Raw genomic sequence first — 12,044 nt, 5'->3', positions numbered from 1 at the left:
GTGGAAATTTGTATTGCAAATTTTAACATCTATTAACCTTGAATGAATGTCGGATGTCTGATCGCTGATGTCTGATTTTCTATTGTACAACTTGCAGGTTGCCATTGTATAACCCACCTGCGGCATCGCACTTCCAGAGTAGGATAGTGAACTACCTGAATAACACAGCGTACTACTTGCGTGTGACAGTGTACTACTTGCACATGACATTGTACTACTTGCGCATAACAGTGTACTACTTGCGTAGGACAGTGTACTACTTGCGTATGGCAGTGTACTACTTGCGTATGACAGTGCACTACTTGCGTATGACAGTGTACTACTTGCGTAGGACAGTGTACTACTTGCGTATGACAGTGTACTACTTGCGTATGATAGTGTACTACTTGCATAAGGCATTGTACGACTTGCATAAGACATTGCAAGGCCCGCGTATTGCAATGCAATCGCAGCTTAGTGCATTGCACGACGCTTAACACATTTTGTACGAAAAAACTATTGATCTATATGACTATACACAGAAAACGTGTGAGGGATAGTAGCGGAAAGCCCGCAGCGAAACGGCGTGGAGCGAGGACTTGCAGCGGATAGCCCGACCCGAAGGGGCACACCCTACTTCTGAAGTTCAAAGTTCGAAGTTAAAAGCTAGAGATCAGCGGCCTTCCAGACAGCAGTAGCATTACAGCCACCAAAACCAGAAGCCGTTTTCAAAGCATAGTTAATCTTCGCATTTGTTGCGCTTCGTGTAATGTTGAGGGATTTTGGCACACCAAGATTTTCAAATCCGGCGGAAGGAATCAATTGCTGGTGACGCAGACTCTCGATAATCATTACGCTTTCCAGCACACCTGCGGCACCCAGAGTGTGTCCTACAAAGCCTTTTAAACTATGCAACGGAACATTGTTCATACCCAGCATATCAAATGCTTTTGATTCCATTTCATCATTGTAAAGCGTCGCAGTACCGTGTGCAGAAATCATATCGATATCTGAAGATTGTAAACCTGCCAGTGACAAGGCTTTGCTGATTGCCAAACCCAGTTCTTCACCAGTACGCGAAGGCCCTGAAATATGATTGGCATCATTGGAGGTAGCACCGGAAAGCAATTGCGCCAACGGTTCGTTGTGCAGTTCGGTGCTCAAAACTATTGTGGCTGCAGCTTCGCCGAGATTAATACCAGAACGCGCCACATCAAAAGGTTTGCAAGGTCCGTCTGCAACGGCATGAAATGACTGGAAACCGCTGAGTACAAATTTCGAAAAACGATCACAACCGGTTACGATTGCGTTTTTGTATTTGCCTGACTGCAACAAAGCTTGTGCATATTGTAAAGCCACTACGCCCGACACACAGGCATGTGAAATCACTACCGGTTTGGCCGGAATAGCCAGTGCTTTAGAAACCGCTTCCGCACTGTGCATCAGTCCGATTTTTTCATCAGGCACTTCGCCCAATAATTCAATATTGCCTTTAGTGGTAGAAAGAATAAAAACCGTTTCGTTCAGATCAATGATTTGCTCCAATTGCTCCAGCGCGTGCAATGCAGAATAAACGGCCATTTTCTCAAAAGCAGTCAGAGGCCAGGACGTGGTTTGCGCATGAACCAACTGCCAGGGCTGCGGATCTATAACAGCGCCCCAAAAAGGTGCATCTGCAAGCGATTGATCATGATGCTGCCGAATACCCGTACGATTGCCGGTTACCGCATGCCAATGGCTTTCGGTATTAATACCCAGCGCAGAAACTGCGTGCGTTGCTATAGCATAAACGGGAATCATTTTGTGTGCAGCCATTTCTCTTTCCATTCCTGCATAAACGGCGGAATCGTCAGCATCAACTCCATATCTTCTTTCGCCATGAACACTTGCACAGAACTACCGGTTGCTACTTTTTCATTTTTTACCGCATCAAAAATTGCGTAATGAAAAATGAGCTTGGCCGCGGGAGAATCATGGTACGTTGTTTCTAAACGGATGCGGTGGCCATAACGCAGAATGCGCTTGTAATCGCAGTTGATATTTACAATCGGCACTACGATATTCTGACGGTACAGATCCAGGTATCGGAGGCCGTAAGCTTCACCGAATGCCTCACGTCCATCCTCGAAATAACGAATGAAATGTCCGTGCCAGACGATGCCCAGCGGATCGGCTTCACTGAATTTTACTTCCTGTTCTGTAATATGAGTTAACGTCTTTCGCACGCTGCACTGCCGTTTTGAGGCGGCAAGATACGTTTTTGCCTCGGGTAATTGGTTAAAATGTTAAAGGGGAAATTGGGTGCAATGCGGATTAACAAATTATCAATCTACCCCTTTACCATCTTCAAAAAAAGGTAACACCTGATTTAACCAATTAACGATTTAACGGATTAACCTTGTGACGGCTGTGCGTGCCAGTACTGCGAAAGTTCGATATCTATTCTCAGGTTGCCGGCAAGGCGGGAAAGCTGAAATGGAATCGTATCATATTGCGCTACAATCTTGGTATCCATAAAAGTGGAGAAATAACCAAAATCAAGTCTGGCGGTGATACCCTGCATTTCGGCAAGCGCCTGCAGATTATTGAAATTTGTTTCGAGGAAAGACACCGCATCACCAACCATTGCCTGAAAATCCGTAAAATCTTTGTTGCTCACATCGAAGCCACAAAGTGCATGTTCGTATTTCTTCGGGCCATCTTTAGTGGTTATTACTTCCCCCTTCTCAATTTTTTTATACGGCTTCAGGCGAATTGATTCCGCTAAAGTATCGGTATTAAAATCTCCTGAAATCCAGAGTACACAAGGCATTGCTAATTAGTTATAAGTTATTAGTTGTAAGTGATACGTTATTAGCGCTGGTCGCCACTACAACCCCTGAAAATTATTCCCAGCTTTTGAAATTGGACTTTATCGTGATCAGGACATTGTAAAATGACTTTGCCCAATAATTGCGAAAACCAAAACCACCACTCTTTTCAATTTCATGCTCAGTAAGCAGAACTTTTTTTGTTTTCATGTCCACAAACGTCACCCACACAGACGCCTTTGCTGCAGATTTATTCATACCATCCACGAAAAACATCAGACCAATTCCAGTCTTTCCCTGAAAGTCATATTTCTTCACCAAATCGCCAATCTTTTGTTCATTGAGCTTCTGAAAATCGCTTTCATTCGTACTAAAGAAATCATGATCGGGAATTTTAGCATTGGCCTTGGCTGTTATTTCCGTCGCATAGCTTACGTCGGTACGATGCACCGCATCCGCTATATTATATTTGTCTTTTTCTTTGATGACAAGGTCATTCCAGCCTGGAAAATATTTATTACGCAGATCATCATTAGTAACAGTTCCTGCGTCATGATATTGGGTAGCAGAACCGATAAATACTAATTGGGAAAAATCAAGACCAAGCCACGTAATGGCGACTTGCTGATTAAAAATATCAGCTTTAGTTTCGGCGCGAAGATTTAAACTAAACACGCAGGCGACAAGGAGGGCAAGCAGTTTTTTCATGATTGTGTTTCTGTTTAGGTTTGGATAAATATCTTGAATTCGCAGCTCGCGATTTCGCGCTTGCCGCAATAAATCCTTCCGATGACCACATGTGCATTCATTACCTGATGCAAGAAAGAAATATCAGTTGTAATGGTATCACCTACTTTGGGCAGTTCCTTAATGTTTAGGCCTTTCAGCGCACCGATAAAACCAACAGGCGCTGGTTCATCTTTCTGCGCAGCTTTAAAACCTGTTCCTGCGGCGGCCGTCTGCGCCATGTTTTCCACGAGACCAGGTTCGGTAAAAACACCATTTTCTACAAACAGATGTCCTTCCCGGATTGTGAACGATGTTTGCGAAAGCTGTTCATCGGCACGCAGCAATTCATCCACCATTACAAAAGGCGGGCGCTGCGGTATATAAGCAAATATTTTAGGCTGATCCATTAGGCCAGAATTCAAAGTAGTTAAACCATTGCTCCGGATGATCTTTCAATCCCTGCTCCAGCAACTGCACATAATCTTCCAGCATGCGTGTGGCGCCTTCCATGCCGCGGCCCTCATAGGTTCTGGCAGCGTAAGGCGCATAAAAACTGTAATGAAAATTAGTTTCTTTAAAGGCAAATACAAAACAAACCGGCGCTTTCAGCTTAGACGCAAGGACAAATGGCCCGACCGGAAATTCGGTTTCCACACCTAAAAATGAATGTTTTACCGTACGATTTCCCGGACGGAAACGATCGGCATGCAAACACACAAATTCATTACGCTGCAAAGCGGCGCTGATCTCGTAAATATGCGAAAGGTCTTCGCGGATGTAAATAATATTGAAAGAACGCTTCGCATCAAAACGCTCCATAAAATCCTTGATCTGCTCAGCCTCACCGTCATACATCAGAATATTGATGGTTGACTCCAGGCGTTTCAGCATATGACCAGCCACTTCCCAGTTGCCCAGGTGCGCACTAACCAGCAATCCACCTTTTCCTTCTTTCACCATATCTTCCAGATATTCGATACCCGGATGACTAAATGTGAGCGGATTTTTGATGCCCGCGAGCACAATGATTTTATCGATCAGTGTCTGTCCGAAAATGAGCAGATTTCGGCGGATTAATCGATTAGTTTCGGCCTTGGTAAATTGTAACCGTTCGCGATAAAGATACCGGAGCGGACGAATGGCCGCCGGTACAAACAAACGATAATAGATGGTAACAAAATGCAGTAAAGCATAGGCAGGTTTGATGCCGCCGTGCTCCAGCAGCCACACAAAAATGGCGTAGCCGGTGGTGGATGCCCGGGACCGGCCTTCCCACTGCTTTTTATCAGGCATTGGCCACTTCCAGGCGATTAGCTACATAATTATAGAAATCCTGGATGGTGTGCATTTGTTGAAAATCTTCCGGTTTTACTTTAAAGCCGAAATTCTGTTCAATAGCAACAACCAGGTCAATATAATCGAGGCTGTCCAATTCTAAAGTTTCTTTGAGGCTGGCTTCTGGCGTGATGGCAGCTTCGTCCACTTCAAAATCTTCTACCATCAGGGCATTAATTCGTTCAATAATTTCTTTCTGGTTCATAATCCAATTTCAATCAGATCAACGCACAGGACCTTATCTGATCTCGTTTTAAATTAAATAAAACACTATTGGGTAAACAGTGTTTGGACCGCAAAGGTAAAAAATTCGGATGTGGTTATGAAATCGGAACCGCTATAAAGCAGAAGTCGTTAAAATAAAATATAAAATACTCATTCTAAAACAATTAAACTGCCAAAAGAGATCATAGTGCAGCGAGGAGAAAAGCAGCACGCTGTTTTACTTCTCTACCTTTGCCAAAAAAGAAAGAAGACGCTCTAACAGATTTCTGTCTTTGGTAATAATACGCGCAGTACCAGACATCTCCGGAGAAAATGGAATTTTTTTATGATAGCTTGTTACCAGTGAGTCGGGCAATGCCACTATAGCGCGATAAGTGGCCGCACCTGCTTCCTGGGTAGTTCCGGGGCTTTGTGGTATCATACTTACAGACGTTACTGTTCCTTTCAAATATCCATACTCATTGTACGGAAAATGATCCAGCAACAAATGTGTCGTTTGCGCCTTTTTTATTTTACCAAGCCCATTGGCAGAAAGTTGTACATAGGCCAGGTAATGAAATTTATCGGGGACAATTGAAAAGAGCGCTTCACCAGCATTTACCAATTCATTAGACTGCAAAGGTCTCAACCAATAAATATTCCCGGAATATGGCGCAGTGATCAAAAACTGCCGGCGCCACGTTGTCGTAAAATTCTGGAGATTGCGTATTTGTTCCCGTATTCCCAGTATCAGCGTATTTTCTTTTTCCTCTTTGTTATAAGTCATTTCAAAAAGCTGCTTACTGTTGTCGGAAATATTAATGCTGTTTTGTACCCTACCTCGCTTTTGCTGCTCCAGGCTTAATTGTTTCTGGCGCAATTTTGCTGCTTCATCAAAATACTCCTGCCTGCTGATTACTTTCTCATTGTATAATTTCTCATTAGCCTTAAACTGTTCGGCCGCTTGCTTTAATTCACTATTGATAAGCTCTGTCTCCTCTTTATTAATAACTGCCAGTTTTTGATACTGACTATTTTGTAATTGAATGTTGTCCATCCTTTTGCCAAAAACATGTTGTTGTTTCACCAACAAATACGCTGAAAGATTTTGCAGCAACTGATTATAAGCGGTCTGTCCGTCACCGAGCGATTGCAGATTCTCTATTGTAAAACGATTCAGTACAATCAGATCATTTTGTTGTAATGCGGAAAGAATACTGTCAATTCGCTCTTCCAATATCTGAATATTCTGCAACCCGGTATTATTTTCTATCTCTGCTATAACAGTGTTTTTCGCGACAAGATCATTTTCATGAATAAACAATCGCTCTACTCTGCCACTAGCCTGAGCTTTCAGTTCGATAGGCAATGGATCGGTAGTAACCATGACTGCCCCTTCCAGCACATCGGGATAATGTATGAAACCGGCGCCGGCAATCAGCAATCCAAGCACCACCATAATAATAGCTGTTCCTTTGCGCACCAGGTATCCGGGTTTGCTGGAAATAATCTCATCCAGGACGGGTGCGGTTTCTTCCTCGTTCATTAAATGCGCCGCAGGCAATTCATCTATGTTCGTACGGTTGTAAATCTGCTCTGGCATAATCTTTTAATTTCCCAATTCCAGTTGATTCTTTACCAGTTCATAATAATAACCGCGGTTGTTGGCCAGTGTTTCGTGCGTTCCTTCCTCTACAATTTCGCCTTCGTGTAACACCACAATTCTGTCTGCATTTTTTACTGTGCTCAAGCGATGTGCTACAACCACAACAGTTTTCCCGCTGAAAAAATGATTGAGATTTTCCATAATCACACGTTCATTATTCGCGTCCAAAGCATTAGTAGCTTCGTCGAAAAATATATATTCCGGTTGTTTATAAACCGCCCGCGCAATCAGCAGCCGTTGTCTTTGTCCCTGACTGATGCCATTTCCCTCCATCCCTATTTTAGTATTAAACCCTAATGGAAGTGATTCGACAAACGGAAGGATATTGGCGATGCGACAGGCATATATCAATAGTTCGCGATTGGGTGTTTCTTCCCCCACGGCTATATTGCGCATAATGGTATCATTAAAAATATAACCGTCCTGCATCACACATCCGCAATGGTCACGCCAGAAAGAATGACTGATTGTTTTCAGATCGGCGCCGCTACTTTCAATTTTATCAAAGCCGTTTACACTTCCATTTTCTCTGCTGATCTCGCGATATTTATTACCTCCGATTGAAATATTGCCGGAATATTCATCATAAAATTTGAGCAATAATTTAAGCAAGGTAGTTTTGCCACTGCCACTCATACCTACAATTGCCGTTACTTTTTTCTCGGGTATTGTCAGATTAATATTTTTCAAAACGGGAACCGACAAAGCGCCTGCGTAAGCAAAATTGAGGTTTTGCAAATGGATCGCTTTTTGTTGCGGCAAGATTTTCACCAGGTCGCTTTCAGAAGGTTCTTCATCCGGTACCTGATAAATTTCACTTAAGCGCTCTAAGGCAATTTTCGCATCCTGGTAATTCTGCGTAAAGCCGATCAACTGTTCCACTGGACTGTTCAGTTGCCCTATAATGTACTGAATTGCCAGCATAGTGCCGAGGGTCAGTTGCCCGTCCAGCACCAGTTTGGCAACAAAAAACGTAATTAGAATATTTTTCCCTTCGTTAATAAATAACGCACCTGCCTGCTGATACTGGTTGAGCGAAAGATTTTTAAAACTCAGTTGAAACAACCTCGCCTGCAGATGTTGCCAATCCCAGCGAAAAAAACGTTCGGCATTATTGAGCTTGATTTCCTGCATGCCCAAAATGAGCTGCGTAGTACTGGTATGTTCTTTGCTAGCTATAGAAAACCGCTTGTAGTTAAGTTCTCGCCGGCGAACCATAAACAGCTTTACCCATAAAAAGTACAAAAGGCTGCCCGCGACAAAAATACCGAACACAGGAAGACTGTATATGAATAAAACGATGGAGAACACAAAGAGATTAATCACCGAAAAAAGCACCGACAAACTGCTGCCCGTCAGGAAATTTTCAATCTGCTGCTGGTCTTGCAATCTTTGCTGAATATCGCCGGTCAGTTTGGTATCAAAATAAGAAAGCGGCAATTTCATGAGCTTATACCAAAATCCGGTCAGCAACGAGGCATTGACTCTTGTGCTGATAAAAAGCAGTAAACGGCTACGGATAAACTCCACCGCATTTTTTGCAATAAAAAGCATGAACTGTGCGGCCAGCACAATATAGATAAACTGCAGGTTGTGCGTATTGATACCAGTATCAACGATACTCTGGGTAAGAAAAGGAAAGATCAGCTGCAACAGACTGCCCACCAGCAACCCTAAAAAAACCTGAAAAAAATACTGACGGTGTTTCCGGATCTGAAAAAACAATAAGCTCCAGGAAATGCCTTTGCTCTTTTCTTCTTCCAGGTCGTAAAAGGCCTCTGTAGGTTCCAGTTCCAGAATCAGCCCCTCATTATTGCGCCCCTGCCAGGCTTCAAGAAATGTTCTCTTATCGACCCGTACCAATCCCTCAGCCGGATCTGCAATCAGAATTTTTTCACCTTTGTTTTTTCTGCTGTAATTCTGTGGTGGGAGCACCACAAAATGATTCTGCCGCCAATGCAAAATACAAGGCAATAAAGCATCGTCGTCCAATTGATCAAAACTGACGCGGGAACCGATTGTATTAAAGCCAAATTTTTCTGCTGCCTGACTAATCCCCAGCAAGGAAACCCCTTCCCGGCTAATATTGGCCGATTCACGGAGTTTGGTAATACTGATGTCTTTACCATAGTACTTCGCAATCATGCGCAGGCACGTAGGCCCGCAATCCATTGCATCATGTTGCTTGAAAAAAGGAAAAGACATCTTAGCTATAGGTTATAATTAGATAATTAAACTGTTGCGGCGGCAATTTGTGATTTCGATTTTTGAATCGCCAACTGCGACGAATAATATTTTTCGAGGAAATGGTATACCGCCAGTTCATACTTTCGTTGTTGCGCCACAAACAGCCGATTCATGTACATATGAATATAGCTGGGCAACCAACTTAACCATTGCTTCTTGACAACATTGCCTATAAGTGTTTCGATAATGGGCGCATTCATTTCGGACCGCATTTGAAAAACGGCTACCGCGTCGTCTACTTGATTGAAAACATCCAGTTCGTTGTTCATATGCGCAAATATATCCTTCTGATGCTGGCGATACTTTTCATTCAGAACTTTTTGCAACGAGGCATGACCGCCGTGCTCTTCATAGAAAGCCTTCTGCATATTGGAAAGCAGCTGCTGTTTTTCAAAAACTGAAAGACCAAAATCATTCAGGAACATGTCGATTCCCCTCAGCCCAAAAAGCATCCGATATCGCTCTGCATCTTCGCCATCGAGAAGTGCTAAAAACCTTAAAACACACAGGCTGTCATTATGAAATAATTGTTCTGCCTGCACTATGTAGTCGCCACCATACCGCTCCAACTCCCGAACATAAGTATCGCACACTATTTTTTGTATCAGCCCTTCGTCCTGCAATGGTGCAACAATGTTGAATAACGCTTCTTGTAACGCCTGTCTTTTTGTTGCATCCACTACTAAAAACCGGAGCCTGATATGCGCCGATTCATCACGATAGCGAATAAAGAAAAATTGTTCGAACCAATTGTTTTCAACGCCTTCTTCCACAAAAGGCAAAATGTATTCTTTTAGCAATAGCTCCGCGGTTTTGGTACCGCTGTATATTTTATAGTACACCCATTCACTGCCGGGCAAAAAGGTTCGCTTTACAGACACTTTATCCTGACGGATGTTTGTCTTATAGTTGGCTGCAGAAGGCCTACTCAGCGGGATAATAATTTCATTCACATAAGGTGCGCCCTGCTCATCATGCACCACGGCGTTTTCCTCTGTAAATAAAAACTCTCCGAGTTTAATACGTTTGTATTTTGCGAGATAGTGTAAGAACAATTCACGCCCCAGCGGTTCACGAAAATCAATTAGCAGTTCATTATCCCCTTCCGCGAAAACTACTTTATCGGGAATGTTCTGTTCTTTTTGCCATTGCAATACTGTTGCAGTTAGTACAACCGGGTCTCCCGGCAGATTTTTCAGATCGGCGCTATCTGCAATCCAACGGGCTTTGCGCAGTATTATGTTTTTATACATAACCCTGGGCAGATATTTCTTAGAATCAAGCAAGCCCCAGCTCCACGCCGCAGGAAATGCGAACCCCTGCATCTGCAGATCGCAGAGAAATTTATATACCGGCAGACTTTGAAAGTTATAATTATGTGCGGTAGTAAGTCGCGGTATCACCCGCTTGTTATTTTTTTTGCTCCATAAAACAATTTCGCCGCCTTCCACTTTCACCCATAGATCTCCCAGTTTAATCTGGTTCTCTTCGCTGGCACTGCTCAGACCAACATAAGGAATTTCAAATGCCCTCAACAACGGTCGCAAAATAATATTGCCAATGCGGGCCTGTGGCAAATGCGCTATTTCTGCAAAAATCACATCAGGGTCTTGTTGCTCCTCCGCCAAAAGCAGACTGCGGGTGAAGTCGCAAATCTCCGAATCGGCATAAGCAAACCGCCCTAATAAGTTGCCCGCAGATGGGCCGGCGGCGGTTACCAAATCGAGCATAAAATGCTGCCCATTCAGTTGGTCCTCTTTTTTATACAGGCTACCAAGAATCGCGCGGCTTTGCGCAATGCGGATGTGTTTATTACTGTCTGTAAAAAGTTTTAGATCTTCATCTGTGATTTCAATCGCTGCAGCTCCGTTCTTTTGCCAATCTTCGTATTTACGAAGCGAAAAAGCAGTCAGCAGATTCAACTCTACTGTTTGGGCGCCAGCTGGCCTGCTCACTGGTAATTCATCTATAAGCGGCGTACCGGCTGAAAGCTCATCCTTTACTGCACTATAACCTATGCCGAGATCTGCATCCAAAGCGATAGCTAGTGGAATAAGCTGGTCTTCGTAACGTGATAAAAACTGTGTTTTAAAATCTTCGAGCTCGGGGTGTTTTCCCAGATTCGCCATTGGCGATAATGCCTCTACCTGCTGCACAATTGCGTCGTAAAGTTCTTTGCTAAATTGTGCGGATCGAGTTGATAAAAAAACATCAGCCTGAACAATATCGTCGAGGCCAGACAAGTTCAACCCTAAATCGGCCACCGCTGCGTTGATATTTTCCAGGTGAGTTACATCAACCGACCGGACCTGAAAAAGCAATTGTAGCTGCTTTAATTTTGCCAGAAGCCCCTCCACACCGTTGATATTTTCCAGTTTAAACAACAACCGCGAAAACGGATCTTCTCCGGTGATCTCCGGTTCCAGCGCTGAGATCAGAACCTGTGAAGCAATGAGCTGTTGCAGGTATTCCCGTGCATCTGTCTCATCCACGCCTGTAAGCTCCTGGAGGATCCAGGTGAGCGATTGGAAAGACTGCGGCGTTGCGGCAGCCTGAATAATCGCATCTAAATAAGGTGTCGCATTCAGATTAATGAGTTGATATTTCCTGGTACTACGCTGCAAGTTGTACTCTGCATAACGATAACCGCCGGCTACTGCATAAAGACTGTTATTGACCGTAAAAGAAAGCTGCACCAATATCTCTGGCAGGCTTTGTAAAGCGCCAATAATATGCGAAACCAGATTCATATCCATTCGCAATGCAGTAAAATGATTTTCTTCTGATGCTAAAACAAGGCTAGTATCTCCTGCCTGAACTTCCGCGAGCGACAATCCCGCAAAACTTGCATAAGGCGTAGCTCGTGCACAGGCGCGCAGTTGATATTTGGCTATACTCTGCCGGAGTTTCTGCTGTTGTACCTTCGGCAGACTGTCTATTCGCAGATATTCACCATACAGCGCTTTAGACGAAAGATAAAGGCCTGAATTAAATGAGCTCTTTAAACTTTCAGTTGTTTCGTATGCTTTGGTGAAAGGATGGAGTGGCGTACGGAAAATAATCTTCTCAGTCAT

At 43.6% G+C, this 12,044-nt stretch carries 10 protein-coding genes; all 10 read right to left on the bottom strand.

The genetic code is table 11. From position 1 onward, the window contains the following. Nucleotides 1-645: 645 nt before the first annotated feature. The 10 genes from DN068_RS02335 to DN068_RS02290 all read right to left on the bottom strand — a co-directional run bounded on the left by DN068_RS02335 (nucleotide 646) and on the right by DN068_RS02290 (nucleotide 12,044). Entirely contained in the window at nucleotides 646-1,794 is a 1,149-nt protein-coding gene (locus DN068_RS02335) for a beta-ketoacyl-[acyl-carrier-protein] synthase family protein (RefSeq protein WP_165836258.1), read from the bottom strand. Beyond that, the gene (locus DN068_RS02330; protein ID WP_110997275.1) at nucleotides 1,776-2,204 is read right to left on the bottom strand and encodes an acyl-CoA thioesterase; all 429 of its coding nucleotides are present in this window, start codon (nucleotides 2,202-2,204) and stop codon (nucleotides 1,776-1,778) included. Before DN068_RS02330 ends, DN068_RS02335 begins: the two co-directional genes overlap by 19 nt. Nucleotides 2,205-2,371: 167 nt before the next feature. Continuing rightward, nucleotides 2,372-2,791, bottom strand: a complete 420-nt coding sequence (locus DN068_RS02325) for a hypothetical protein (protein WP_110997274.1) — start codon at nucleotides 2,789-2,791, stop codon at nucleotides 2,372-2,374. Between the two features lie 73 nt (nucleotides 2,792-2,864). Continuing rightward, nucleotides 2,865-3,497 carry a hypothetical protein gene (locus tag DN068_RS02320; protein WP_110997273.1) on the bottom strand — a complete coding sequence of 211 codons (633 nt, stop codon included), beginning with the start codon at nucleotides 3,495-3,497 and terminating at the stop codon, nucleotides 2,865-2,867. Between the two features lie 14 nt (nucleotides 3,498-3,511). Continuing rightward, nucleotides 3,512-3,925, bottom strand: coding sequence for a 3-hydroxyacyl-ACP dehydratase (locus DN068_RS02315; protein ID WP_110997272.1), 414 nt, complete (start codon nucleotides 3,923-3,925; stop codon nucleotides 3,512-3,514). Further along, the gene (locus tag DN068_RS02310; RefSeq protein WP_110997271.1) at nucleotides 3,912-4,811 is read right to left on the bottom strand and encodes an LpxL/LpxP family acyltransferase; all 900 of its coding nucleotides are present in this window, start codon (nucleotides 4,809-4,811) and stop codon (nucleotides 3,912-3,914) included. The genes DN068_RS02315 and DN068_RS02310 overlap by 14 nt, the downstream gene beginning before the upstream one ends. After that, nucleotides 4,804-5,058 (bottom strand): acyl carrier protein, encoded by a 255-nt coding sequence (locus DN068_RS02305; RefSeq protein ID WP_110997270.1) that lies wholly within the window; start codon nucleotides 5,056-5,058, stop codon nucleotides 4,804-4,806. Before DN068_RS02305 ends, DN068_RS02310 begins: the two co-directional genes overlap by 8 nt. A 237-nt stretch (nucleotides 5,059-5,295) precedes the next feature. Beyond that, nucleotides 5,296-6,660, bottom strand: coding sequence for an HlyD family secretion protein (locus tag DN068_RS02300; RefSeq protein WP_110997269.1), 1,365 nt, complete (start codon nucleotides 6,658-6,660; stop codon nucleotides 5,296-5,298). Between the two features lie 6 nt (nucleotides 6,661-6,666). After that, the gene (locus tag DN068_RS02295) at nucleotides 6,667-8,928 is read right to left on the bottom strand and encodes a peptidase domain-containing ABC transporter (protein WP_110997268.1); all 2,262 of its coding nucleotides are present in this window, start codon (nucleotides 8,926-8,928) and stop codon (nucleotides 6,667-6,669) included. 26 nt (nucleotides 8,929-8,954) lie between these two features. Then, nucleotides 8,955-12,044 (bottom strand): lantibiotic dehydratase, encoded by a 3,090-nt coding sequence (locus DN068_RS02290; protein ID WP_165836257.1) that lies wholly within the window; start codon nucleotides 12,042-12,044, stop codon nucleotides 8,955-8,957.

The sequence above is a fragment of the Taibaiella soli genome, from assembly GCF_003236175.1.
GTDB lineage: Bacteria > Bacteroidota > Bacteroidia > Chitinophagales > Chitinophagaceae > QKTW01.
The sequence above is the reverse complement of the archived record's forward strand: the minus strand, read 5'-3'. Positions and strand labels throughout refer to the sequence as shown.